Source organism: Propioniciclava sp. LT294, from assembly GCF_059516005.1.
Map to the genome: position 1 here is coordinate 1 of NZ_JCAKNG010000009.1, position 25,355 is coordinate 25,355.

23 protein-coding genes are annotated in these 25,355 nt (G+C 72.2%); 7 read left to right on the forward strand and 16 right to left on the reverse strand.

Translation table 11 applies throughout. The annotated features are described in order from the left end of the window. Positions 1-118 precede the first annotated feature (118 nt). The 3 genes from AC5YDA_RS11660 to AC5YDA_RS11670 all read left to right on the forward strand — a co-directional run bounded on the left by AC5YDA_RS11660 (position 119) and on the right by AC5YDA_RS11670 (position 3,402). A complete protein-coding gene (locus AC5YDA_RS11660; RefSeq protein WP_496193032.1) occupies positions 119-1,135 on the forward strand; it encodes an IS481 family transposase in 1,017 nt (338 codons plus the stop codon). Between the two features lie 33 nt (positions 1,136-1,168). Beyond that, on the forward strand, positions 1,169-2,311 hold the full coding sequence (locus AC5YDA_RS11665; protein WP_496189965.1) for a hypothetical protein: 1,143 nt from the start codon (positions 1,169-1,171) through the stop codon (positions 2,309-2,311). Between the two features lie 119 nt (positions 2,312-2,430). Beyond that, positions 2,431-3,402 (forward strand): type IV toxin-antitoxin system AbiEi family antitoxin domain-containing protein, encoded by a 972-nt coding sequence (locus AC5YDA_RS11670; RefSeq protein WP_496189964.1) that lies wholly within the window; start codon positions 2,431-2,433, stop codon positions 3,400-3,402. Positions 3,403-3,470: 68 nt separating this feature from the next. On the opposite strand, the gene AC5YDA_RS11675 is transcribed toward AC5YDA_RS11670, so the two are convergent. From AC5YDA_RS11675 to AC5YDA_RS11695, 5 genes are all read right to left on the reverse strand, one after another. Next, entirely contained in the window at positions 3,471-5,363 is a 1,893-nt protein-coding gene (locus AC5YDA_RS11675) for a penicillin-binding transpeptidase domain-containing protein (RefSeq protein ID WP_496189963.1), read from the reverse strand. A 1-nt stretch (position 5,364) separates the two neighbouring features. Next, positions 5,365-6,471, reverse strand: a complete 1,107-nt coding sequence (locus AC5YDA_RS11680; RefSeq protein ID WP_496189962.1) for a GuaB3 family IMP dehydrogenase-related protein — start codon at positions 6,469-6,471, stop codon at positions 5,365-5,367. A 5-nt stretch (positions 6,472-6,476) separates the two neighbouring features. Continuing rightward, the gene (guaB, locus tag AC5YDA_RS11685) at positions 6,477-8,000 is read right to left on the reverse strand and encodes an IMP dehydrogenase (RefSeq protein ID WP_496189961.1); all 1,524 of its coding nucleotides are present in this window, start codon (positions 7,998-8,000) and stop codon (positions 6,477-6,479) included. A gap of 94 nt (positions 8,001-8,094) precedes the next feature. Further along, complete coding sequence (locus AC5YDA_RS11690; RefSeq protein WP_496189960.1) at positions 8,095-8,958, reverse strand: DUF1731 domain-containing protein; 864 nt, start codon at positions 8,956-8,958, stop codon at positions 8,095-8,097. Between the two features lie 9 nt (positions 8,959-8,967). Then, entirely contained in the window at positions 8,968-10,425 is a 1,458-nt protein-coding gene (locus tag AC5YDA_RS11695) for an MptA/MptB family glycosyltransferase (RefSeq protein WP_496189966.1), read from the reverse strand. Positions 10,426-10,567: 142 nt separating this feature from the next. Here AC5YDA_RS11695 and AC5YDA_RS11700 point away from each other — a divergent pair, with 142 nt between their 5' ends. Next, the gene (locus AC5YDA_RS11700) at positions 10,568-11,008 is read left to right on the forward strand and encodes an iron chaperone (RefSeq protein WP_496189959.1); all 441 of its coding nucleotides are present in this window, start codon (positions 10,568-10,570) and stop codon (positions 11,006-11,008) included. Here AC5YDA_RS11700 and AC5YDA_RS11705 read toward each other — a convergent pair. The 4 genes from AC5YDA_RS11705 to AC5YDA_RS11720 form a co-directional block, all read right to left on the reverse strand. Beyond that, a complete protein-coding gene (locus AC5YDA_RS11705; RefSeq protein ID WP_496189958.1) occupies positions 10,968-11,495 on the reverse strand; it encodes an Lrp/AsnC family transcriptional regulator in 528 nt (175 codons plus the stop codon). The genes AC5YDA_RS11700 and AC5YDA_RS11705 overlap by 41 nt on opposite strands. Before the next feature lie 560 nt (positions 11,496-12,055). Beyond that, positions 12,056-13,660 carry a chaperonin GroEL gene (gene groL / locus AC5YDA_RS11710; RefSeq protein WP_496189954.1) on the reverse strand — a complete coding sequence of 535 codons (1,605 nt, stop codon included), beginning with the start codon at positions 13,658-13,660 and terminating at the stop codon, positions 12,056-12,058. A 12-nt stretch (positions 13,661-13,672) separates the two neighbouring features. Further along, positions 13,673-13,969 (reverse strand): co-chaperone GroES, encoded by a 297-nt coding sequence (gene groES / locus AC5YDA_RS11715; RefSeq protein WP_131167387.1) that lies wholly within the window; start codon positions 13,967-13,969, stop codon positions 13,673-13,675. A gap of 167 nt (positions 13,970-14,136) precedes the next feature. Further along, entirely contained in the window at positions 14,137-15,117 is a 981-nt protein-coding gene (locus AC5YDA_RS11720) for a squalene cyclase (protein ID WP_496189953.1), read from the reverse strand. 81 nt (positions 15,118-15,198) lie between these two features. Here AC5YDA_RS11720 and AC5YDA_RS11725 point away from each other — a divergent pair, with 81 nt between their 5' ends. Next, positions 15,199-16,602: an HNH endonuclease signature motif containing protein gene (locus tag AC5YDA_RS11725; RefSeq protein ID WP_496189952.1), complete on the forward strand. Its 1,404-nt coding sequence runs from the start codon at positions 15,199-15,201 to the stop codon at positions 16,600-16,602. A 4-nt stretch (positions 16,603-16,606) separates the two neighbouring features. Here AC5YDA_RS11725 and AC5YDA_RS11730 read toward each other — a convergent pair whose 3' ends face one another. Beyond that, on the reverse strand, positions 16,607-17,758 hold the full coding sequence (locus AC5YDA_RS11730) for a class I SAM-dependent methyltransferase (protein ID WP_496193033.1): 1,152 nt from the start codon (positions 17,756-17,758) through the stop codon (positions 16,607-16,609). 3 nt (positions 17,759-17,761) lie between these two features. Beyond that, positions 17,762-18,073: a hypothetical protein gene (locus AC5YDA_RS11735; protein WP_496189950.1), complete on the reverse strand. Its 312-nt coding sequence runs from the start codon at positions 18,071-18,073 to the stop codon at positions 17,762-17,764. Between the two features lie 86 nt (positions 18,074-18,159). On the opposite strand from AC5YDA_RS11735, the gene galE reads away from it, so the two are divergent. Next, complete coding sequence (galE, locus tag AC5YDA_RS11740) at positions 18,160-19,176, forward strand: UDP-glucose 4-epimerase GalE (RefSeq protein ID WP_496189949.1); 1,017 nt, start codon at positions 18,160-18,162, stop codon at positions 19,174-19,176. A gap of 10 nt (positions 19,177-19,186) precedes the next feature. On the opposite strand, the gene pdxT is transcribed toward galE, so the two are convergent. Further along, the gene (gene pdxT, locus AC5YDA_RS11745; RefSeq protein WP_496189948.1) at positions 19,187-19,786 is read right to left on the reverse strand and encodes a pyridoxal 5'-phosphate synthase glutaminase subunit PdxT; all 600 of its coding nucleotides are present in this window, start codon (positions 19,784-19,786) and stop codon (positions 19,187-19,189) included. Continuing rightward, positions 19,783-20,691, reverse strand: coding sequence for a pyridoxal 5'-phosphate synthase lyase subunit PdxS (gene pdxS / locus AC5YDA_RS11750; protein ID WP_496189947.1), 909 nt, complete (start codon positions 20,689-20,691; stop codon positions 19,783-19,785). Before pdxS ends, pdxT begins: the two co-directional genes overlap by 4 nt. Positions 20,692-20,786: 95 nt before the next feature. On the opposite strand from pdxS, the gene pdxR reads away from it, so the two are divergent. Beyond that, positions 20,787-22,196, forward strand: coding sequence for a MocR-like pyridoxine biosynthesis transcription factor PdxR (pdxR, locus tag AC5YDA_RS11755; protein ID WP_496189946.1), 1,410 nt, complete (start codon positions 20,787-20,789; stop codon positions 22,194-22,196). Here pdxR and AC5YDA_RS11760 read toward each other — a convergent pair. From AC5YDA_RS11760 to AC5YDA_RS11770, 3 genes are read right to left on the reverse strand one after another with little or no spacing between them, the layout of a single operon-like run. Beyond that, entirely contained in the window at positions 22,186-23,901 is a 1,716-nt protein-coding gene (locus tag AC5YDA_RS11760) for an NAD-dependent malic enzyme (protein ID WP_496189945.1), read from the reverse strand. The two genes, pdxR and AC5YDA_RS11760, sit on opposite strands and share 11 nt — an antisense overlap. A gap of 10 nt (positions 23,902-23,911) precedes the next feature. Further along, positions 23,912-24,433 carry an NUDIX hydrolase gene (locus AC5YDA_RS11765; protein ID WP_496189944.1) on the reverse strand — a complete coding sequence of 174 codons (522 nt, stop codon included), beginning with the start codon at positions 24,431-24,433 and terminating at the stop codon, positions 23,912-23,914. Further along, positions 24,430-25,353 (reverse strand): DMT family transporter, encoded by a 924-nt coding sequence (locus tag AC5YDA_RS11770; protein ID WP_496189943.1) that lies wholly within the window; start codon positions 25,351-25,353, stop codon positions 24,430-24,432. Before AC5YDA_RS11770 ends, AC5YDA_RS11765 begins: the two co-directional genes overlap by 4 nt. Between the last annotated feature and the right edge of the window lie 2 nt (positions 25,354-25,355).

The following is a 25,355-nucleotide window of genomic DNA, read 5'->3' on the forward strand; positions in this document are numbered from 1 at the left end:
TGTTGCGGCTCATGAGGTTGGTGTCACCCGGCGGTAGGCGGTGAGGGACGGGCAGGTCCCCGGCGGCAAGGATGGAAGTCGACCAAGACAACCGTCGCCGATCCGAAGGACCTGCCCTGTGACCCACCGTAATGCTCCGTTGACCTCCGAGGGCCGTCTGCGGCTGGTGCTGCGCTGCCGCCACCGCCCGATCGCCCATATCGCCGCCGAAGCAGGCGTCTCACGCCAGTGCCTGGGCAAGTGGGTGGCCCGCTACCGCGAACACGGCGAAGCCGGCCTCCACGATCACTCGAGCGCACCCCGACATCGCCCGACCCAGACCCCCACGGCTGTGGTCGAGCAGATCGCGCTGATGCGGAAGAACAAGTGGTCAGCACGCCGGATCGCGCGCGAACTCGCAGCCACCGACATCACCATCTCGGTCGCGACCGTCACCCGCTGGCTCCACAAACTCGGCCTGCACCGACTCGACCACCTCGACGTCGACGGCGAACCACTCCGCAAGCCCGGCACGATCACCGCGCACTGGCCCGGACACATGATCCACCTCGATGTGAAGAAGGTCGGCCGCATCCCCGACGGCGGCGGCTGGCGCATCCACGGCATCAACTCAGACCAGGCCCGCGCCGCAGCCCGCGCCACCGCCAAGGCCAAAGCACGTGGCGCTCGACCCGGCTACGTCTACCTCCACTCCGCGGTCGATGGGTTCTCCCGGCTCGCCTACACCGAGGCCCTCCCCGACGAGACCGCCAAGACCGCGATCGGGTTCCTCCACCGCGCCCACGTCTGGTTCGCCGCCCACGGCATCACCCGGTTCACCCGGATCGTCACCGACAACGGCTCCTGCTACCGCGCCAACGACTTCACCCGCGCCGTCTGCTCCTTCGCCGCACGCCACCAGCGAACCAAGCCCTACACACCCCGCCACACCGGCAAGGTCGAGCGCTACCAGCGAATCCTGGCCAACGAACTGCTCTACGCCCGCCCCTGGGCCAGCGAAGAACACCGACGCCAAGCGATCGCGACCTGGAACCTGCACTACAACTACCATCGGCCCCACAGCGCTACCGGTGACCAACCCCCAGCCTCACGCCTCCGGACGGGCGTCACCAACGTCATGAGCAACTACAACTAGGCTGCCCCCGTGCCCGTCGAACACGATCTCATCGTGGCGTTGCTGAGAGGCCACACGGACCGCGCGGAGGAGGCCCGGATCCTCGACCTGCTCCGGCGGGCGTCCGGCCCCACCCTGGACGAGGTCCTGCGCGAGGTCGACGTGGCGCGTCTGTTCCGAGGTGTCGACGACCACCTGTTCGGCCCCCGCCACCGTGCGGCCCTGCGGGAGCTCCTGGTCGAACGGGTCGGCGAACTCTCGATCGAGGCGCAGGCCAACCTGATCCACGGCCTGCAGGCCGGCCTCACCGATCGTGCGGACGAGGAGGCCATCGCCGCGATCCTCCTCTCGCGCCGCGGTGTCGAGCTGACCCACCTCAAGAACCGGATCAACAGCCGCTTGGACAGCCACGACCTCGAGGGGCTGGTGTTCTCCGACGTCGACGACGAGGACATCCGCCACCGGATCCTGACCCACATCGCCCAGGAGGCCGTCGGGGTCGAAACCGGCGAGTCGAAGGTCCTGTGCGACATCGACGACACCGTCGTGTGCGCCCTGCACGACCGGCGCTATCCGAGGGGCACGATCTACCCCGGCATCCTCGCCCTGCTGGAGGCCCTGGACCGTGGGCCCGACGACGAGCCCTTCTCCACCGGCGACCTCACGTTCGTCACCGCGCGCCCCGGCGACGCGCTCGGCCTCATCGAGAACCGCACCCGCGCGACCCTGCGCCGCGCCGGCATCGCCACCCACTCGGTGCTGACCGGCACCGTGGCGGCCCTGGCCACGCATGACCTGATGGCCGGGCAGAAGATCGCCAACATCGACCACTACCGGCAGCTCTACCCCGAGTACCGGACCTTGTTCATCGGCGACTCGGGCCAGGGGGACATCCGCGTCGGTGAGCTGCTGTGGGAGCAGTTCGAGGACATCGTCGACATCGTCGTCATCCACGACGTGGTCGGTACCCCCGCGGAGGAACGCGCGCGCCTGGCGGCTGCCCGCATCCACCTCGTCGACACCTACGCCGGCGCTGCGCGTCTCATGCTCGACCGCGGCCTGATCACCCCGGCGGGCCACCAGCGGGTCGTGGCCGAGTCGTACGCGGCGCTGGGCAGCATCGCCTGGGATTCCGACGAGCAGCACGCCGCCATCAAGGCCCTCATCGACCGGGACGCCGCCACGGTCGACGACTGATGTGCGAGGGTGCGACGTCCGCACGTGTTCACCAGCACAGCGTGGTTGATACTCCGACCGCTTGCTGCTGGTGAATGGTCGTTCACGCCCGGTGACAGGCTCCGCCTAGTGCCTCGGGCATGTTTCCCCGTATCGACCCGCCGCCCGCGCTGTTGGCGATCGCCGACCAGCAGGACGGCGTCCTGCGCCATGACCAGGTCTTGGAGCACCTGGGCCGGACGCCCCTGCGCCGCATGCTCTCACGCGGCGAGGTGACGCGGATCACCCCCGGGATCTACCTCCTGGCCACGAACACGCCCACCGTCGAACAGCGAGGCCGGGCCGGGATTCTCCTGGGCGGCGACGGGGTCGCCCTGGGCGGACGCGCCGCCCTCCACCTGGCCGGGCTCGAGAGGGCCCCGGACGACATCGACGTCTGGGTGCCGCCCGGACGCAGGATCAAGGACCGCCCCGGCTGGACCTTTCGTCAGGACGGGTGCGGACGACTCGCGCAGACACTGGGGTCCCTCCCGAGGATCCGGCTCGAGGAGGCCCTGATCGACGTCGGCTCCGGCTGCGACGTCGAGGAATGGGTGACGCTGCTCGCGGAGGCGACCCGCGTCGGCAAGGTGGCGGTGCCGGAGGTGGTGCGGCGGCTCGAGGGCCGGTACCGGCTCCCGCAACGGCGCATGCTGCGCGAGGTGGCCCTGGACCTCCAGGGGATCGAGAGCACGTTGGAGTGGGTGTACCGACGCGACGTGGAGCGCGCCCACGGCCTCCCTGAGGGACAGCGACAAGTGCGCACGGCTGGTCATTGGAAGTGCGACGTCCGGTACCCACCCCTGCGCACGGACGCCCGCCCGTTCATCGTCGAGATCGACGGCCGGCTGCACCTGAAGCGCGTCTTCCGCGACCTCGAGCGGGACAACGACCATGCGCTGCGCGACGAGGCCACCGTCCGTTACGGCTCGGTCGACCTCCGCGGACGTCCGTGCCGCGTGGCCTGGCAGGTCGGGGGCGCGTTGTTCCGGCGGGGGCATCCCCTGCCCGTGCCCTGTCCCCGCTGCCCGGGCCCTGGCTCGACGCGTCGCTGGGCCGGCCTGGATGCGTGAGCGTCAGCTCGGGAGCACGAGGTGGTCGATACTCCGACCACCTGGTGCTGGTGAAGGGGTCTGAGCCCTCACGACCCCAGCAGCGCGGACGCCAGGGCCACGGCGTCACCGGAACCCGCGGCGTCCTCGATGAACGCGGCGACGGCGAGGTCACCCCGGGTGACGACGACCCACCCGTGGTACTTCACCGGGGCCGGCCCCCAGCTGGCGGTTCCGGTCTTCGCGCCGACGTCACCGAGGACGCCGAGCGGCTTGGCCGTCCCGTCCGTCACGACCGCGCGCATCAGCTCACGCAACACGGACGCCTCGGCCTCGGTCAGGGGTGTGGGCGGCGGGGTGACCTGGCGCCCCGGCTCGTCCACCAGCATCGGCGAGACCGTGTGGCCTGCGGCGATGGAAGCGGCGACGGTCGCCATGCCCAGGGGTGAGGCCAGGACACGGCCCTGGCCGATCATCGCCCCGGCCTTCTCCGCGGGCGTGCCGTCCGTCGGCACCCGGCCCAGGAACCCACCCGCGACGAGGTTCGGCTCGCCGGTGAGACCGAGCGAGGCGGCGGCATCGGCCAGCTCGTCGACGCCCAGCGCGTCCGCCTGGGCGAGGAACGCCGCGTTGCACGACCACGCGAACGCATCGCGCAGCCGCACCTGCCCCAGCATGCCGGCGGGATACCCCGCCCAGTTGTCGAAGCGGTAGCCGTCGACGACGTAGCCGTCCGAGCACTCGACCATCGTGTCGGCGGTCGCACCCGCCCGGATCATGGCGAGGGCGGTGACGAGCTTCATCGTCGAACCCGGGGCGTACTGCCCGAGCGTGGCGGTCGACAGCCCCTGCGATCCCGGGCCGGACGCCGCGGCCACCACCGCGCCGTCGGAGGGGCGCAGCACCACGAGGGCACTCGCCGACCCGATGGGCGCCAGCAACGCCTCGGCCTTCTCCTGCAGCGGCACGTTGATGGTCGTCCACACGTCGCTGCCGTCGAGGGCCGCGACGCGGAACTGCTCGCGGGTGTCGCCGCCGGGCTCCACGACGGACACCACGAAGCCGGTCGTCCCTGCGAGGACGTGGTTGCGCGCCTCCTGGAGGCCACCACGGCCCACGAGGTCACCGGGCCGGATCGTGCCGCCCGACTTCTCCACCTGCTCGGCCGTGGCGTCGCCGACGACCCCGAGGATGGGCCGCAGGAAGGACGAGGTGCGCCCGAGGGGGAAGGTCGTCGGGACGGCCCGCACCCCGATCCAGGCCTGGGCCTTCCGGGCGAGTTCCTGGTCGGCGGGGTCGTGCTGCCGCAGCAGGCGGGCCTCGATGAACGCGCGCGGCCCGGCCTTCTCCACCCGGGCGGCCAGGGCGTCCGGATCCTGCCCGAGCAGTTCGGCGAGCTTGCGCGCCGAGGCCACCGCGGTCGTCACGTTCGTGGTCGTCTTGTCGATCCCCAGCCGCCAGGCGGCGGTGTTCGTGGCGATGGGTTCGCCGCCCTCACCGAGCACCGACCCTCGCTTCGTGGACAGCCGGTTCGCCCGCAGGGCCTCACCGTCCGCCAGCCCGGGCACGACCAGCCCCGGGTGGTAGCGCGCCCGCCACGTGTCACCCTCGCGGGTGAGATCCAGCGGCGTGGTGTACTCCCAGGCCGCCTTGCCCTCGTGGACGACCCACGACCACGCCAGTTCCGCCCGCATCTCGCCCGGGCGTTGGCTCTGCGGCTCGCTCACCAGGGTGACGGTGGGGCGGAGCGACCCCATGCCGGCATAGACCTTCGCGACCTGTTCGGACGCGGGCGGCTGGCCCCCCGGCACGAGGAAATCGTCGTCGGACAGCTCGCCGGACGAGAGCCCGGCCGTGATCCGCGCGAGGGAGGCCTCCAACTGCTGGGCGGGCCGGACGCCGAACCACCACACCCCGCCGGCGAGGCCGGCGGCCCCGAGCAGGAGCGTGATGACCAGGACGAGGGCGGTGGGTCTGCGCATGTCAGGCGTGGACCACGATCTCCACCCGCTGGAACTCCTTCACCTCGGTGTAGCCGGTGGTGCCCATCGCCTTGCGGAGGGCGCCGACGAGGTTCATGGTTCCGTCAGGGGTGTGGGACGGACCCAGGACGATCTCTTCCAGCGTGCCGACGCGGCCCATGCGGACGCGCTCGCCACGCGGCAGGCTGCTGTGCCAGGCCTCGGGGCCCCAGTGCCAGCCGCGGCCCGGCGCCTCCTCGGCCCGGGCGAGCGGGGTCGACACCATGCAGGCGTCCGCACCGCAGGCGATGGCCTTGGCGATGTCGCCCGAGCGCCCCAGTGCGCCGTCGGCGATCACGTGCACGTAGCGGCCCCCGGACTCGTCCATGTAGTCGCGGCGGGCGGCTGCGACGTCGGCCACCGCCGAGGCCATCGGCACCTCGACACCCAGGACGTGGCGCGTCCGGCCCGTGGCCGCACCGCCGAAGCCGACCAGCACGCCGGCCGCCCCCGTCCGCATCAGGTGCAGCGCCGCCTGGTAGGTGGCGCAGCCACCCACGATGACGGGCACGTCCAGCTTGCGGATGAACTCCTTGAGGTTGAGCGGCTCCTCGGTCGAGGAGACGTGCTCGGCCGACACGGTGGTGCCGCGGATCACGAAGAAGTCCACGCCCGCCTTCTCGACGACCGAGGCGAACTCCTGCGCGAGCTGGGGCGAGAGCGCTCCGGCGACGGGGACGCCGGCGTCACGGATCTCCTTCATGCGGGCGGTGATCAGCTCGGCCTTGACCGGCTCGGCGTACACCTCCTGCATGCGGGCCGTCGCGGTGACCGCGTCGCTGATGTCGGCGAGCTCGTCGAGGATGGGCTGCGGATCCTCGTAGCGCGTCCACAGGCCCTCGAGGTTGAGGACGCCCAGCCCACCCATCCGGCCGAACGCGATCGCCGTCGCCGGGGACATCACCGAATCCATCGGCGCCGCCACGATCGGGAACTCGAACGTCAGCGCGTCGATGGTCCAGTTCAGGCGGACGTCCTGCGGGCTGCGGGTGCGGCGCGTCGGGACGATCGCGATGTCGTCGAAGGAGAATACCTGCTGGGCGCGCTTCGCGCGGCCGATCTCGATCATGGAACTCACTTCTTGTTGGAGTAGTTGGGGGCCTCGACGGTCATCTGGATGTCGTGCGGGTGCGACTCGCGCAGGCCCGCGGACGTGATGCGGACGAACCGGCCGCGCTCCTGGAGCTCGGGGATCGTGCGCGCACCCGAGTAGAACATCGACTGGCGCAGGCCGCCGATGAGCTGGTAGGCGACGGCGGCCAGCGGCCCGCGGTAGGCGACCTGCCCCTCGATGCCCTCGGGGATGAACTTGTCGTCGGTGGTGGCGGAGGCCTGGAAGTACCGGTCGGACGCGAACGAGCCCTGCTTGCCGCGGGCCTTCATGGCGCCCAGCGATCCCATGCCGCGGTAGCTCTTGAACTGCTTGCCGTTGATGAACACCAGCTCGCCGGGGCTCTCGTCACAGCCGGCCAGCAGCGACCCGAGCATCACGGTGTTGGCGCCGGCGACGAGGGCCTTGGCGATGTCGCCGGAGTACTGGAGGCCACCGTCGCCGATGACCGGCACGCCGGCCGGACGCGCGGCGCGCGCCGCGTCGTAGATGGCGGTCACCTGCGGGACGCCGACGCCGGCGACCACGCGGGTGGTGCAGATGGAACCCGGGCCGATGCCGACCTTGACGGCGTCGCCGCCCGCCTCGACGACGGCCTTGGCGCCTTCGTACGTGCCGACGTTGCCGCCGATGACGTCGACGTGGCGGGCCAGGGGCTCTGCCTTGAGGCGGCGGATGAGATCCATCTCGGAGCGGCTGTGGCCGTGCGCGGTGTCGGTGACCAGGGCGTCCACCCCGGCCTCGACCAGCAGCATGGCGCGCTCCCACGCGTCGCCGAACGTGCCGATGGCCGCGCCGACGCGCAGGCGGCCGTGGGGATCCTTCGTCGCGAGGGGGTACTGGCCGGACTTCACGTAGTCCTTCAGCGTGATGAGGCCGGTCAGCCTGCCGTCGGAATCCACCAGGGGCAGCTTCTCGATCTTGTGCTTGCCGAGGAGCTTGAGCGCCTCCTGGGGCGAGATGCCGGGGTGGCCGGTGACCAGCGGCATCCGCGTCATGACCTCGCCGACGCGGCGGCTCGGGTCATCCTCGAAGCGCATGTCGCGGTTGGTGATGATGCCGACCAGGCGTCCGCCCTCGTCGATCACGGGGAGGCCCGAGATGCGGTACTGGCCGCACATCTGGTCGACCTCGGCGATGGTCGCGTCGACCGTCGTGGTGATCGGCTGGTCGACCATGCCGGCCTCGGAACGCTTCACGCGATCCACCTGGTTGGCCTGCTCGTCGGCGTCCATGTTGCGGTGCAGGATGCCGAGGCCGCCCTGGCGGGCCATCGCGATGGCCATGCGCGCCTCGGTCACCGTGTCCATCGCCGAGCTGAGCAGGGGCACCCTGAGCGTGATGTTCCGGCTCACCTGGGTCGTGGTGTCGACCTCGGACGGGATGACGTCGCTCTCGTTCGGCTGCAGCAGCACGTCGTCGAACGTGAGGCCGAGCGGCGCGAACGGAGCCGGGACGCCGGCTGCTGTCAGGTCATCATGTGTCATCGAAATCTCCCCCGTCATCTGCCCAACTGGCGTCCACAGGAGCATACTTCGGCTCCCGGACATTCCCGGTGGCAGCCCATTGCCGTCCGTGCCCTCATGTCACGTCCGCCAGCGCGGCCGCGAGGTCGGGATGGCGGTGGCGGAACCCCATCTCCTCGGTCAGGATCCGCGGCACCACCCGCTGCGAGGCCATGTGGACCTGCGCCGTCATCTCCGCCCCGAACTCCAGCTTCAGGAGCGCCTCGGGAACGGGCGGGTGGAACCAGCGTCCCGAGACGGACGCCAGGGCCGCGGCGAACGCGGACTCCCGCACCGGCTCAGGGGCCGCCATCACCACCGGGCCCTCCACCGTCCCCTCGAGCAGCGTCACCGCGGCCGCCGCCCAGTCGTCGACGTGGATCCAGCAGCGCCACTGCCGGCCGTGGCCGAAGCGCCCCGACAGCCAGCCCTTCCGGCGGCGTTCCCATGCCCCGCCGGGGACACCCAGGACCATCGGGGTCCGCATCAGGACGGTCGACACCGGCGCGTGGCGCGCGGCCGCCTCCCACTCGGCGGTCGACCGTGCCACCCAGCCCTTGCCGGCCGGCGAGTCGGCGCTCAGCAGGTCGTCCTCGCGGTCGCCGAAGAAGGTGGTGCTGGAGAGGTTCGCGAAGCGTTGGCAGCGACCGTCCGGATCGAGGTGGCTGACGATGGACAACGTCCCGGTGATCTGGCTGCTGCGGACGGTCTCCTTCACCTGGGGCGTCCACCGGCGCCAGAGGTCCGCCTCGAACACGTTGGCCACGGCGTCCACGTCCGACAGGCCGGGCCCGTCGATCAAGGCGGCTGCGGGTTCCCAGCGGCGCTCGTCGGGGCCCCGCGGCGCGCGCTCGACAAGTTTCAGGACGTCGTGGCCCGCAGCGGCCAGCCCGGCGGCCAAGGCCTCTCCGAGCCGCCCGGATGTGACCGCGACACGCATGGGGGGAGTCTAGTAGTCCCCGTGCCACAGCACGGTCTGGATGGAGTTCCACACCAGGAAGGCCAGGACGAAACCCGTCACCCACCGTCGCTGGCGCGCCGTCACCGGCACCAGGCCCAGCAGGGCGAGGCTCCACGGGAAGTACCACGGGTGCATCGACTGGCCCAGGGTCGCCACGGCCAGCGATCCCCAACCGATGGCGCTCACCGGGCGGTCACTGAAGTGGATCACCACCCAGGCCAGGACGGCGAGCAGCGTGACGTTCGAGGCCATCCCGACGACGAGGCGGAAGAGGGACGGGTCGTGGCCCAGCCAGGCCACGACGTCGCCACCGTACTGGCCCAGCAGCGCGAAGGGCGCCGGCGTCCCGGCCGTGCCCATGAGGGTGAGCCAGGCCGTCCACCCGAAGCCCTTGCCCGTGGCCAGGCTGAGCAGGACGAACGCGGCCACCGCGAGGACCGTCACACCGGCCGTCCGGACGCCGTACGCCCACAGGCGCCGGCCCGGCGGGAGCGCGCGCAACTGCGCGATGACGGGCAGCCCCGCCACGGCGAGGACGGTGAGCCCGCCCTGTTGCTTCAGCGCCATCGCCACGCCCACGAGGGCGGGGGCGACGACCCACAGCAGCACGATCCGCCGGGTTCCCTCGGAGCGGACGCCGAGGACGGTCACCCAGATGGCCAGCACCGACGCGCCCGCCATGAGTGCGTCGTTGTGGGCGCCGCCGATGAAGTGGACCAGCAGCAGCGGGTTCAGCAGGCCCCACCAGATCGCGCGGTCGGCGGCGAGCCCCTCGGGTTCCACCTCGTGCGCGGCCTGACGCTCGGCGCCCCGGCGCCCGCGGAACAGGCCGAGCGGACGCAGGTGCTCCGCGATCCGCGGGACGGTGAAGGCGATGAGGGCCACGCCGAGGATGGCCGGCAGCCGCATGGCCACGAACGACCAGTAGTCGTCGTTGCCCGTGAGCGCCACGACGGCCTGGTTCACCAGCAGCGTCAGGGGCGGGTAGGCGACGCCGCTCCCCCGCCACAGCTCGTCGACCGAGGGAGCGAAGGGGCCGCCCGCGCTGCCGAGGCCGTCGGCATAGACGGAGCCGCCGTGGTTCTCGATCCACCCGGAGTCGGCGTACAGCACGGCGTCGCCCGACAGGACGGGCGGCGTCAGCAGCAGCGGCAGCGACCACAGCGCCAGCAGCAGGCCGGGCCGGGCGATGGCGGCGCGCCCGGGGTGTGGGCGCAGGAACCACCACAGCACGCTCAGCACGAGGCAGCCCAGCACGATGGCCGCGCGGTTCCACGGCATCGGCAGGGCCGTGCCGATCGCCATGACGGTCGGGTCGAGCCAGCCGTCGGGGTTGAACGAGAACTCGGGGTGGGCCGATCCCCAGGCGATCAGCGCGCTCGCGACCATGCCCGCCCCTGCCGCGACCCCCCACGACACCGTCGAACGCCGCACGTCGGCTCTCACGTCACTCAAGGCTGCCTCCAGGTGGTCGGTCTTCGGCGACGCTGATCCTAGTGCGCTCGGCCGCAACGCGGGCCGGCGGAACCACCTCGGGCCGCCCCCACCCCCCTGTCCACGCACCCGCGCCGCATGTCACGATGAGGCCATGGCAAGCAGAGACGACGGACTTTCCGCGGACGAGAAGGCAGCCGTCAAGCAGGTGGCCGCCGAACGCCGCCGGTCGAAGGCGGGCAAGAACGACGAGGCGGCCGTCCTGGCGGCGATCGCGTCCATGGAGCCGTCCGACCGGGCGATCGCCGAGGGGCTGCACGCGCTCGTCGCGCGTGAACTGCCCGCGCTGACCAGCAAGACCTGGTACGGGTTCCCCGCCTACTGCAAGGACGGCGCCGTGGTGTTCTTCTTCCAGTACGCCGGCAAGTTCAAGACGCGCTACGGCCACATCGGGTTCCAGGACGTCGCGCAGCTCGACGACGGCGTCCTGTGGCCGACCGCGTTCGCCGTCACGGAGTGGAACGACCAGGTGGAGCAGCAGGTGGCACAGCTCATCAGGCGCGCGGTCGGGCAGGGCCAGGGCCCGGACGCGTAGGGACTCGACGCGGACGCTCCCCCTCGGCACGCCCCCGCAGCAGCGGCCGGACGCGGTAACCGATGACCTCGCGCAGGTAGACGCTGGTCGAGGTGCGGGTGATGCCCGGGCACAGCCGGATCTCCTCGGCCACCCGGTAGAGGTCGTCGGGGTCGCGGGCCACGACGTGGCAGAGCAGGTCGATGTCGCCGGCGGGTGCGTGGCACTCCAGCACCTCGGGGATCCGCCGCAGGGCGTCGACCGCCTCGTCGAGCTGGTGCTGGTCAAGCTCGGCGGCCACGGTGGCGTGGAGCCCGCGGCCCAAGGCTGCGGGCGGCACGAGCGCCGAGAACAGCCGGAACAGCCCTTCGGTGCGGTAGCGCTCCAGGCGCGCCTGGATGGTGCCGCGGGCCAGCCCCGTGCGCTCACTGAGGGCCAGGACGGTCAGGCGCGGGTCTGAATCCAGCTCCAGGATCAGGCGCCGGTCGATGTCGTCGAGCTGGTACATGCTGGCTCCCCTGCCGTTCTGATCACGTTGACCGACCAAGCCCATCACACTCTGATCAGATTGACCAGCCTTGAGGTACGCGATTGTGCAGTGCGACGGACTCACGCTGGAATAGTGTCCAGAAGGTGCGAGGCCCTCACGAGGGGCCGGACGCCGCCGGCCACCTCCCGCGCCACCATCACGCGGGTCGGCCACCCGGCCACAGATCGGGGCCCCCGTCGAACGCGCGGGGGCCCCGAAACAGGTCCGGACGTCGCCGATGTGTGCGTCCAGGCGGCCGCCCGCCTCGCCCACGCTCCGGTCGCCGCCGCCCCCTTCTGAGTTCGTGCGTCTCGGAGAGAATGGCCCACGACTCTCCAGCTGCGCCTGGCTGCAGGCCTTGTGACGGTGGTGGAGACGGCAGCGCTGCTGGGTGAGCCGGGCCCGGCGGCGGCGAGGTTCGTGGGTGGCGTCGCGTTGTCGGGACCGGTCGGTGGAGCAGCGTCGGTGTCACTCTCAGCCGACAGGACGGGGCCCCGCACTCTCGTGCGGGGCCCCGTCCGTGGAGACCGATCCAACGGTCAGTGCTGGTGCCCGTGGCTGTCGCCGGACTCCTCCGGCTTCTCGACCACCAGCGTCTCGGTGGTGAGCAGCAGAGCCGCGATGGACGCCGCGTTGGACAGCGCCGAGCGGGTCACCTTGACCGGGTCGATGACACCGGCGGCGATGAGGTCGCCGTACACGCCGGTGGCGCCGTTCCAGCCGTTGCCGAAGCCCAGCTCCTGGACCTTCGACACGACGACGTAGCCGGGCTCGCCGGCGTTCTCGGCGATCCAGCGCAGGGGCTGGACGACGGCCTTCTCGACGATCCGGACGCCGGCGAGCTCGTCACCGGTCTTGCCCAGGCCGCCGGCCAGGACGGAAGCAGCGTGGATGAGCGCGGAGCCGCCACCGGCGACGATGCCCTCCTCGATGGCCGCACGGGTGGCGCTCACGGCGTCCTCGATGCGGTGCTTCTTCTCCTTCATCTCGACCTCGGTCGCAGCACCGACCTTGATCACGCACACGCCACCGGCGAGCTTCGCGACGCGCTCGGAGAGCTTCTCGCGATCCCAGTCCGAATCCGTGCGGGCGATCTCGGCACGCAGCTGCTCGACACGACCGGCCACGGCGTCGGCCTCACCGGCGCCGTCGACGATGGTCGTGTTGTCCTTGGTGACGACGACGCGGCGGGCGCGGCCCAGCACGTCGAGGCCGACCTGGTCGAGCTTGAGGCCGACCTCGGCAGCGACGACCTGGCCGCCGGTCAGGATCGCGATGTCCTCGAGCATGGCCTTGCGGCGGTCACCGAAGGCGGGGGCCTTGACGGCCACCGAGGTGAAGGTGCCACGGATCTTGTTGACCACGAGGGTCGACAGGGCCTCGCCGTCCACGTCCTCGGCCACGATGAACAGGGTGCCGTTGGCGCCGATGACCTTCTCCAGCAGCGGGAGCAGGTCGTTCATCGAGCTGATCTTGCCCGAGTGGATGAGGATGTAGGGGTTGTCGAGGATGGCCTCCATGCGCTCGGCATCGGTGACCATGTAGGGCGACAGGTAACCCTTGTCGAACTGCATGCCCTCGGTGAACTCGAGCTCGGTGCCCAGGGTGTTGGACTCGTCGACGGTGATGACGCCGTCCTTGCCCACCTTGTCGAAGGCCTCGGCGATGAGCGCGCCGATCTCCTCGTCACGGCTCGAGATCGTGGCCACGCTGGCCATGTCGTCGGTCGTGTCGACCTGCTTGGCGTTGGCGATGAGCTCGTTGTTGACGGCTTCGACGGCCGCCTCGATGCCCCGCTTGAGGCCGACCGGGTTCGTACCGGCGGCGACGGCGCGGAGGCCCTCGTGGACGAGCGCCTGGGCCAGCACGGTCGCGGTCGTGGTGCCGTCACCGGCGACGTCGTTCGTCTTGGTGGCGACCTCCTTCGCGAGCTGCGCGCCGAGGTTCTCGTAGGGGTCGGTGAGCTCGACCTCCTTGGCGACGGTCACGCCGTCGTTGGTGATCGTCGGGGCGCCCCACTTCTTGTCGAGCACCACGTAACGGCCCTTGGGGCCGAGCGTCACCTTCACGGCGTTGGCGAGGGCATCCACGCCACGCTCGAGCGAGCGACGCGCCTCCTCGTCAAACTGAAGGATCTTTGCCATGTGTTGGAGTCCTTACTTGGAGACGACGGCGAGGATGTCGCGGGCGTTGAGCAGCAGGTACTCGTTCCCGTCGTACTTCACCTCGGTGCCGCCGTACTTGGAGAAGATGACGACGTCGCCCTCGGCGACGTCCAGCGGGACGCGGTTGCCCTTGTCGTCGATGCGGCCGGGGCCGGTCGCCACGACCTTGCCCTCCTGCGGCTTCTCCTTGGCGGTGTCGGGAATGACCAGGCCCGAGGCGGTGGTGGTCTCTGCCTCCAGGGGCTGGACGAGGACGCGGTCCTCGAGCGGCTTGATCGTGACGGCCACGATGGTGCCCTTTCTTCGTACGTACGGGCCCTCACGCGAGGGCCCTTGATGGAATCCTTCGATGCCCGCCCAGGACGTCGTCGCGGTGCCGCCTTGGGCTGGCAGACTCGATGGTCGAGTGCCAACCACGACTCTATCCACGGGTTGGCACTCGTTCAACCCGAGTGCTAATTCCGGGCGGTGTCCCACCAATCGAGCACGCGGGCGGCGTGGAACGTGACCCAGGGGGACGGCTCGCCGGGCGGCACGTCCGCCTCGAACCACACCTGGCCCTTGAAGCGGGTGCTCTGCAGCCAGCGGCCGTCCTCGCCGCGGGCCTTCCGGACCCGTTCGATCGCCTCGGCTGCCCGTTCGTCGGGGGCCACCCCATCGTGGGCCGCCGCCTCACGCAGGTGATCCAGCGCACGCAACCCGGTGTAGACCCAGCGGAACGGATAGGCGAGGTGGTCGACCCAGGGCCCCACCCGTTCACCCGTGCCGAGCCGGTACAGCAGGCGTCGCTGCAGCAGGTACTCCTCACCCCGGTGGCGGGCGGCGCGGAGGGCGTCGTGGCCGCCGACGGCGCGCTCGTAGAAGAGGATCCCCCGCAGCGCGTTGAGCGTGGAGTGGAACGACGAGCGCACCGACCCCTCCACCCACTCACAGTTCCAGCCGCCCTCGTCGCGTTGGTGCTCGACGAACCAGTCGGCGAGGCGGCTCATGTCCCGGCCCAGCCACACGCCGTTCGCCAGCGTGAACGCGTTGATGCAGCAGTCGACCTCGCCGTCCCAGTAGGGCAGGTCGTCGTACTCCCAGCGGCTGTTGCGGGCGAGCCTGTCGCCGGTGTCCCCCAGTCCGGAGGCGTCCAGCCCCCACTCTCGGAGTGCGTTGAGACTCCACGTGGTGGCGGTGTAGGGCTGCCCCTCGTCGTCGTCGGGGTGGTTCACCGCCCGGGGGTCCACCCGTGTCGGGAAGTACGCTCCCCCCGCCCACTGGCCGTCGCCGTCCTGCAGCGCGAGCAGCCGGTCGGCCATGCCCTCGGTCCTCGTCCGGGCCCTGGTCCGCTGCCAGACGTGTTCCGGCTCGTGAGCCAGGTCGCGCTGCACCTGCCAGCGCAGCGCGGGGTCGGTGTCGAGCAACCAGTCGAGCGTCGTGGCGTCGATCGTCATGGTTCAACGTAGGCGCGCCTTCCCTGCGGGCGCCAGCCGCCGGCCGCAGAAAGTGTCGGAGGCGGTCTCTACGTTGGAGTCATGGCAGACCGCACCCCCGATCTGACCGCGGACGCCCCCGCCAACCGCGGCGTCCGCGTTGAGGCCTGCCCGACCGGGGCGGTGCTGGCCGCGGTCGAACGGGCGCTCGACGCGCTTGCAGGCGTCACGCGGTCAGGCGTGGCGCCGGCGGAGCGGGTGGCGCTGGTGAGGCGGGCGCGCGTGCTCGCCGGCCGCATGGACGCCCTGGCCGCGGTCCTGCTCGCCGAGGCGGACGCGGCCGGGGCAACCCTCACCGCGAGCGGCACGCCCACGACGAGCTGGCTGGCGCTGAGCGGCTCCAGCACCGGTCGCGAGGCCGCGGGCGAACTCTTCGCGGCGAACGACGTCCAGCGGCATGCCATCGTGGCGGACGCCGCGCTGTCCGGACGCCTCGGCGTCCGGCAGGCGCGGGCGGTGGCCCGGGGCGTGGACGCATTGCCGGCCACCCTCAGTGAGGACCAGCGCGAGCAGGCTCAACACCTGCTGGTCGAGCGTGCCGCGCGCGAGCCGGCGAACCGGGTGCCGTCGCTGGTGAAGGGGGTGCTCGCCGAGGTCGCCCCCGAGGCCGCGCCCACACCCGAGGCCGACCAGAGCCGGCTCGAGGCGCAGGCGAGGCGGGCGCGGGCGCGGCGGTCGCTGGCGTTCCACCCGGACGGCGATGGAGCGGTGACCTTCCGAGGGAGTCTTCCCGACGCGGACGCCGCCGGGTTCGTACGCATGATCGAGGCGCTCGTGGAGTCGGATCGCCGGGCCGGGCGTGAGCGTGCAACGGACCGTCGGGATCCGCTCGCCGAGAGGCGGACGCCCGACCAGCGCCGCGCCGACGCGCTGCTGGGGCTGGTGCGGCTGGCGGAGAACGCGGGGTCGGTGCCGCGGGTGGCCGGCGACCGCCCCCGCGTGGTGGTGACCATGCGCGAGGCCGACCTGCGCGCGCGGGCCGAGCAGGCGGGCCTCCTCGCCACGGGGCAGCAGGTCAGCGCCGGCGACCTGCGCCGGCTGTGCTGCGACGCCGACCTCATGCCCGTCGTGCTCGGCACGGAGTCCGAGGTGCTGGACGTCGGACGCACCGAACGGCTGGTGACGCCGGCGATCCGGCGGGCGCTGAGCGTGCGCGACGGCGGGTGCGCCTTCCCGAACTGCTCGGCGCCCGACAGCCGGTGCGACGCACACCACCTCACGCCCTGGTGGGCGGGTGGTGCGACGTCGTTGGCGAATCTGGTGCTGCTCTGCCCCTTCCACCACGGGCTGGTGGAGCCTCCCCGCTTCTGGAGCGGGCATTCCCCCGATCGATGGGAGGTTCGGCTCGATGCCGCCGGGGCCCCCGAGTTCCTCCCGCCCCGACGCCAGGATCGGCAACGAACTCCCCTGCCCGCCAACCGGCCGCCGCCGGGCTTGGTGGCCTGACGTGTCAGGGCATCCGTTCACACACGATCGCCACGGCACCGCCGGGGGTGGGGGTCAGCACGAGGGTGGCCGCCGCCTTCCCCCGCGGCTTCAAGCGCCGTCGCAGTTCGGCCGGGTCGACGTCGAGGCCCCGCTTCTTGATCTCGAGGGTGCCGATCCCCCGCTCGCGCACCCACGCCCGCAACACCTTCTCGTCGTACGGCAGCACCTCGCGCACGGCGAAGGCCGTCGCGAACGGGGTGGGCATGTGCCACGGCGCGCTCAGGTAGGCGATGCCCTCGGCGATCCGGTGGGCCCGGACGAGCCCGGCCAAGCGGTCGACCAGCCCGGCCCGGACGACGGCGCCGTCGGGCTCGTACAGGTAGGCGGCGATGCCACCCACGGCAGCCTCCTCGCGGCGGGTGCCGGTCAGTTCGGCGCCGTCCACGACCGCGCTGCGGCGTCCGGGGGTGGCACCCGGTCCGGCCCACAGCGCGCACTCCACGACGGTGCCGGCGTCCGAGACCCACTCGGCCTCGACGTCATCGGGGATGATCGCGTGAGGAACGCCCGGGCCGAGCTTCACGCACGCGGGGCGGTCCCCCGCCAGCAGGGCGGACACGAACTCCCAGGACGGGGAGAGGTCCTCCACCCGCCACGTCCGGCCGGACGCCGTGCGCCGGGCGGGGTCCGCGAACACGGCCACGCCGTCGGATGCCAGGGCCGGCCAGTGGTCCTCGGCGTCCCCGACCAGCACCGGACGCCCGAGGTTCGCCAAGGCGAGCGCGGCGGTGACGGGATCCCGCTCCACGGCCACGACCCGCAGGCCCGCGTCCTGGAGAGCCAGCGCGTCCGCGCCGATGCCACAGCCGAGGTCCACGACGGTGTCCGCGACGCGGGCGAGGCGGGCCGCACGGCGGGCGGCGACGCCGGAGCGGGTCGCCTGCTCGAGGGTGTCGGCGGTGAGGAAGAGCCCGGCCGCGCGGGGGCCGAACTTGCCGACGGCCCTGCGGCGGAGGGCGACCTGGTTCAGCACGGCGGCCGCCCGGTCGGGCTCCACGAGGGCGCGCAGGCGCGTGGCGGCGCCGAGCGAGCCGGGGTCGGCCTCCGCAGAGGCCGCGGCCAGGGCGCCGGCGGCCTCGGGGGAGGTGAGCCAGTGCGCGGTGGCGAGGTCCACGACCTAGTCGGTGCGCTCGTCCGCGACAGCGGCGGTGCGCCCGGCGTTGACCTCGTCCAGGGCGCCCTTGCGGATCTGGCCGGCGGTGCGCGCGGGCAGGCCCAGCGCCAGGCCGACCAGCAGGCCGGCGGCGAGCGCCACTCCGGCGATCATCGTGGTCGTGGTGACGGGGTTGGGGATGACGCGCGCACTGTCGTAGCGCTGCGCGGCCCCGATCAGTTCCTGCATGTCCCAGCCGAACCGGAAGAGCCACACCCCTGCGGCGACCGCCGCGGCGACGCCGAGCAGTCCCAGCACCCATTTGAGGAACTTCATGTGAAGCAGCGTAGCGTCGCGTGGCACTCCCCCGCCCCCGGGGCGCGCACCGGCTAACGTGGAGGCGACCCTCGGAAAGGACCCCCATGCGCGTTCTCGTGACCGGCGGTGCCGGCTACATCGGCTCCCACACCACGCTGGCCCTGCTGGAGGCCGGCCATGACGTGCTGGTCGTCGACGACCTGTCGAACAGTTCGGAGGAGTCGCTGCGCCGGGTGGCGGAGCTGGCCGGGCGCGAGGCACGGTTCGTGGAGGCGAACGTGCGCGACGCCGAGGCCCTCGATGCCGCGTTCGCGTCCTTCTCCCCCGAGGCGGTCATCCACTTCGCCGGCTGGAAGGCGGTCGGTGAGTCGACGCAGATCCCGTTGACGTACTACCGCGAGAACCTGGGATCGACGTTCACCCTGCTCGAGACGATGGCCCAGCACGGCTGCCACCGCATCGTGTTCTCGTCGTCCGCGACCGTGTACGGCGAGGAGTCCGAGCCCCCGTTCGTCGAGGACGCCCCCACCGGCGCCACCAACCCCTACGGTCGCACGAAGTTGATGATCGAGGAGATCCTCGCCGACGTCGCCGCCGCCGACCCGGCGCTGGCCGTCGGCGTCCTGCGCTACTTCAACCCGATCGGTGCGCACGAGTCGGGTCGCATCGGCGAGGATCCGAAGGGAATCCCGAACAACCTGCTCCCCTTCGTGGCGCAGGTGGCGTCCGGACGCCGCGAGAAGCTGATGGTCTTCGGCGACGACTACGACACCACCGACGGCACGGGCGAGCGCGACTACATCCACGTCGTCGACCTCGCCGCCGGCCACCTCGCGGCCCTGGACTTCCTCGGCGACAAGGCGGGCTACCACGTGTGGAACCTGGGCACCGGCGACCCCACCTCCGTGCTGGAGATCGTCGCGGCCTTCCAGAAGGCGTCCGGGGTCGAGATCCCCTACGAGATCGTCGACCGTCGGCCCGGCGACGTGGCGTCCTCCTTCGCGGACCCGGCCAAGGCCCGGGCGGAGCTGGGCTGGCGCGCCGAGCTGTCCGTCGAGCGTGCCTGTGAGGACACCTACCGCTGGCAGTCGGCCAACCCGAACGGCTACGCCGAGGCCTGACGCCGCACGCTCAGGCGGAGCGGCTTCCGGCGTCCACCAACAACCGCCGGTGGAACAGCGGCTCGCCGGTGAGCTCGGGGTGGAACGACAACCCCGTGACGAGCCCCTGCCGGACGCCCACCACGCGGTCGTCGCGCCGGGCGATGACCTCCACGCCGGGCCCGACGCGCTCCACCGCGGGCGCACGCACGAAGGCGACGTCGGCGGGCCCCCAGGCGGTGTCGAGGTGCACCTCCGCGGAGTCGAGTTGCCGGCCGAACGCGTTCCGGCGCACGGCCACGTCGAGCACGCCGAGCGACCCCTGCCCGGGGGCCGGATCCAGCACCTCGGTCGCGAGCAGGATCAGGCCGGCGCAGGTCCCCAACGCGGGCAGCCCGTCCACGATCGCCGCGCGCAGCGGCTCCCCCAGCCCGAAGTCCCTCAGCAGCCGGTCGATGGCCGACGACTCACCCCCCGGCAGGACCACCGCGTCCACGCGCAGGCCGTCCGGCCCGACGAGGTCGTCCGGACGGCGCAGCGGCACCGTGGTCGCGCCCAGCGCGTCCAGCAGCCGCTCGTGCTCGCGGACACCGCCCTGCAGCGCGACGACACCGACGCGGGGAGCGGTCACCAGCCGCGCTCGGCGAGGCGGTGCGGAGCGGCGAGGTCGGCCACGTTGATGCCGACCATCGCCTCCCCGAGCCCACGGGACACGTCCGCGATGACGGCCGGGTCGGAGTACATCGCGGTGGCCCTGACGATGGCGGCCGCACGCCTGGCCGGGTCGCCGGACTTGAAGATGCCCGAGCCCACGAACACGCCGTCGGCGCCGAGTTGCATCATCATCGCGGCGTCCGCGGGGGTCGCGACCCCGCCCGCCACGAACAGCACCACGGGCAGCGCCCCGCGCTGCGCGACATCCAGCACCAGCTCATAGGGGGCCTGCAACTCCTTGGCGGCGACGTGGAGTTCCTCCGGGTTCGCCTCCAGCGTCGCCTTGAGCACGGCGATCTCCTTGCGGATCGTGCGCAGGTGACGCGTGGCCTCGGACACGTCGCCCGTGCCGGCCTCGCCCTTCGAGCGGATCATCGCGGCACCCTCGCTGATGCGCCGCAGCGCCTCGCCCAGGTTGGTGGCGCCACACACGAACGGGACGGTGAAGCGGTGCTTCTCGATGTGGTGGGCGTAGTCGGCCGGCGACAACACCTCCGACTCGTCGATGTAGTCCACGCCGAGGTGCTGGAGCACCTGCGCCTCCACGAAGTGCCCGATGCGCGCCTTGGCCATGACCGGGATCGAGACGGTCTCCATGATCGCGGTGACGAGGTCCGGATCGCTCATGCGCGCCACGCCGCCCTGGGCGCGGATGTCGGCGGGCACCCGCTCCAGCGCCATGACGGCGATGGCGCCGGCGTCCTCGGCGATGCGCGCCTGCTCGGGCGTCACGACGTCCATGATGACGCCGCCCTTGAGCATGTCGGCGAGTCCGGTCTTGACGAGGTGGGTGCCCGTTCGGGGCGCGATGGTGTCGGTCATGCGGCCAGTGTGCTGGGCAAACTGGTCCTGTACCAGATCCACTTGTAAGCCATTTCGGTGGACCACTTTGCTGTGGCCGTGGCATGCTGGACGCCGTGCGCACCACCGCGGACGTGACCCTGCCCCTGACGCTCGACCGGCACGAGGATCGTCCCCTCCCCCGCCAGGTCGCCGACGGCCTCCGGGCGCTCGTGGCCGACGGCGTCCTGGTGCCCGGCGACGCCCTGCCCTCCACCCGTGCGCTGGCCGCCCACCTGGGCGTGGCCCGGGGCACCGTCGTCGCGGCCTACGAACAGCTCACGGCCGAGGGGTACCTGCGTGCCACCACCGGGGGTGCGACGCGCGTCGATCCCGGCGCGGGGATCCTCCACGGGCCGCTCGCAGCCCCCGCGGGCCGGGCCCCCACCCCGGCCGTGCCCGAGGCGTTGGCCGACCTGCGGCCGGGACGCCCCTGGCTGGGAGCGCTGGCCGGCCCGGGCTGGCGGCGCGCATGGCGGGACGCCGCCGCCCACCCGGACGCGGCCGGCGCCCAGGGCCTGGGCCTGCCCGAACTGCGCGAACAGCTGGCCGACCACCTGCGCCAGATGCGCGGCATGGTCCGGTCCCCCGAGCACATCGTGGTCACGGCCGGCGCCCGCGAAGGACTGGCGCTCCTGCTCACCGCGCTCCACCTCCCCCGGCGGGTGGGGGTCGAGGTGCCCGGTTACCCCTCGCTGCGGCGGGTCCCCGAACGCCTGGGCGCCGAGGTGGTCGGGCTGCGCGTGGACGGCCTCGGCCTGGTCACCGACGCCCTGCCCACCACGGAGGTGCCGTCGGTCGTGCTGGTCACGCCCAGCCACCAGCACCCGCTGGGCGGCTCGCTCCCGGTGGGGCGCCGCCGCGCCCTGCTGGCCTGGGCACGCACCCACGGGGTGTGGGTCGTCGAGGACGACTACGACTCGGAGTTGCGCTACACGTCCGAACCGCTGCCCGCCCTGGCAGCCCTCGACGACCCGCACGACGGCCGGGTCGTGACCCTGGGGACCTTCGCCACGACGCTGGCCCCCGGCGTGGGCGTGGGCTTCCTCGTGGCGCCGGAGCCCCTGCTGCCCCAGCTGGAGGCGGCGCGCGCCGACCTCGGACAACCCGTCTCGGCGGTGACCCAGCGGGCGATCGCGGGCCACCTCGCCTCAGGAGAACTCCGCCGGCACACCCAGCGCATGCGCGCGCTCTACCGGCGCCGGCGGCGCTGGGTCGCCGAGGCCCTGTCCGGCCTGCCGGGCGTCCGGGTCGCCCCCATGCACGGCGGCCTGCACGCCGTGGTGCAGACCGATCGGCCCGAGGCCGAGGTGCTGGCGGACGCCGCGGCGTCGGGGGTGCTGGTGACCGGCCTGTCCTCCTACTGGGCGGGCGCCGAGCCGGACGCCTCGGGCATCGTGCTGGGCTTCGGGGCCGCCACCGACGCCCAACTCGCCGGAGGGCTGGCGGTGCTCGCGGACGCCTGCTCCGGGCGGGTCAGTCGATGATCAACTCCGGATAGACCGGCTGCCACATGGCGTCGAACACCTGGCGGACCGGGTCATCCAGCGGGTTCTCGGCCACCCCCTCGGCCTCGGCGGCCTTCGCGACCGCGATGGCGACGGTGGCGGACACGCGTCGCAGGTCGTTCAGCGCCGGCAGCAGGGACTGACCCGGGCGCGTGATACGGACCAGGGACGCCAGGGCCCGGGCGGCCGCGCCGATCATGCCGTCGGTGACCCGGGAGGCCCGGCACGCCGACACACCCAGCCCGAGGCCGGGGAAGATGAACGCGTTGTTGGCCTGGGCGATGGTGTGCTCGACCCCGTCGTGGACCACCGGCGCGAAGGGGGAACCGGTGGCGATCAGGGCGCGCCCGTGCGTCCACTCCAGCAGGTCGGACGGGGTGGCCTCGACGAGCGCGGTGGGGTTGGACAGCGGCATGATGATCGGCCGCTCGGTGTGGGCGGCCATGTCGGAGACGAGGTCCTCGGTGAACGAACCCGGCTGGGCCGAGGTGCCGATGAGGATCGTCGGGTGCACGTTGCGCACGACGTCGGGCAGCCCGACGTGGCCCCGCTCGTCCACCGTCCAGTGCTCGACCTCGGCGTACGGACGCGCGTAGGGCCGCTGGAAGTCGCGGAACCGGGCACCCGGGGCGTCCGTGACGAGGCCGCGGCTCGAGATGGCCCAGAACCGCTCGCGGGCCTGGTCGCGCGTGAGGCCCTCGGCCACCATCAGGTCGCACAGCAGGTCGGCCACGCCGATGCCCGCGGTGCCGGCGCCGTGGATGACCACGCGCTGGTCGGACAGCTTCTCGCCCTTGCTGCGGACCGCCGAGAGCGCCGCACCGGCGACGACGGCCGCGGTGCCCTGGACGTCGTCGTTGAAGGTGCAGATGCGGTCGCGGTAGGTGGACAGGATGCGGTGGGCGTTGTCCGCCCCGAAGTCCTCCCAGTGGACCATGGCGTGCGGGAACACCTCCTGCACGGCCGCGACGAAGGTCTCGATGAAGGCGTCGTAGCGCTCGCCCCGCACGCGGGCCTCGCGCAGGCCCAAGTAGAGGTCGTCGTTCAGCAGGCGCAGGTTGTCGGTGCCCACGTCGAGGACGACGGGGACCATGCGGCCGGGGTCGACGCCCGCGGCGGCGGTGTAGAGGCTCTTCTTGCCCAGGCAGATCTCGATGCCGCCCACGCCCTGGTCGCCGATGCCGAGGATCCCCTCCGAGTCGGTGACGATCACGATGTCGACGTCCTCGGCGTTCCGGCCGGTGCGGCGCAGCGACTCCTCGATCCGGTCGGGGGCGTCGATCGACAGGAACACGCCGTGCAACTGCTGGAACCACAGGCTGAACTCCTGGATGGCGTCGCCGATGGTGGGCGTGTAGATGATCGGCATCATCTCCTCCAGGTGCTCGCTCACCAGCCGGTAGAAGAGCACGGTGTTGCGATCGCGCAGCCCACGCAGGTAGGCGAACTGCTGCAGCGGCGTCCCGGCCGCCAGGAAGCGCTGGTAGGTGCGGTGCAGCTGTCCCTCCAGCGGCGTGACGCGGTTCGGGAGCAACCCGACCAGGCCCAGCTTCTCGCGCTCCTCGGCCGTGAAGGAGGTGCCACGGTTGAGGCGGGGGATGCGCAGGACGTCCACACCGCGGGCGTTCACCTTGATGCGGGAGCCGTGGTTGCCCGGGAGGACCTCGTAAGCGCGTTCAGCCATGCGCCCAACCCTAGCGAGGCGACCTGCCCCCGCGGCCCGGTTCGTCGATGGTGGTCACCAGCCAATCCACCGGCCGGCCGTCCCGGTAGGGCATCACGCCGTGGAACTGGCCGACGCCCTCGTCGAACACGAGCGGCAGCCAGGTGTGGTCCCCCTCCCACAGGGGCAGTTCCCCCGACAGCAGCCGCGCGCGGGGCACCCAGTGCAGCGTGCCCTCAAGGTTCTCCGACGGCGGCTCGCCGGTGAAGGCGTCCACGAGGAAGACGAAGCCGAACCAGTCCTCCCCGTCCGCCCCGAACCCGGGCCAGCTGATCGTGCCGCGCAGCCGGAGCGACGTGGCCTCGATGCCGGCCTCCTCGCGCAACTCCCGGCGGATGCAGGAGACGACGTCCTCGCCGGGCTCGAGCTTGCCGCCCAGCCCGTTGTACTTGCCGAGGTGTGCGTCGCCGCCGCGGAAGGTCCGGTGCACCAGCAGCACGTCGTCGCCACGCAGCACGTACGCCAGCGTGCCGATGACCGGGGTGAACCTCATCCGGCCCGCCCGGACGCCGCCAGCGCGGCCTCCCGGGCCCGGTCGGCACGGCTGGGCAGCTGCGCCAGCATGATGCCCGCCATCATGAGCGCCGCACCCAGGTATCCCTGCAGCGTGAGCCGCTCCCCCAGGAACAACGCCCCACCGAGGGCCCCCCACATCGCCTCCAGCGACATGATCATGGCCGCGATGGACGCCCGGGCGTGGCGCTGGCTGACGACCTGCAGGGTGAACCCGACGCCCGTCGACAGCAGGCCCGCGAACAGGACGGCACCCAGCGCCGGCACCAGCCCGGCGAAGGGGGCATCCTCGGCGAACGGCGCGACGAGCGCCGAGAGCCCAGCCATGACGACGAACTGGGCCACCGACAGGCGGATGGGATCCACGTGCGGCGCGACGCGGCCGACGCCGAGGATGTGGAACGTCCAGAACAGGGTCCCGACGAGCACGAGCAGGTCGCCCGGGCCGATACCGGTCCCCGTCCAGGTCAGCAGGAACAACCCGGGCACCGCCAGCAGGATGCCCACCCAGGTGAACGCCGTGGTGTGCTGCCCGAAGAACCGCCCGGCGATCGGCACCAGGACCATGTAGAGGCCGGTCACGAACGCCGCATTGCCGGCGGTGGTCCGCTCCACCCCGAGCTGCTGCAGCGTCTGGCCACCGAAGAACATCAGGCCGATGAACACCCCGGGCTTGACCACCCTCAACCACGCCTGCCCCGACTCGGTGGGGCTCAGGCGTGCGCGCCGGTCCAGGAACCAGACCAGCGGCAGCAGGGCCGCCGCCCCGAGAACGCCGCGGGACGCGTTGAACGAGTAGGCGCCCAGGTGCTCGGCGCCGAGCCGCTGGGCGACGAAGGCGAAACCCCAGATGGCCGAGCAGACCACCAGCAGCAGGTGGGCGCGGCTCTGGTTCGACACGA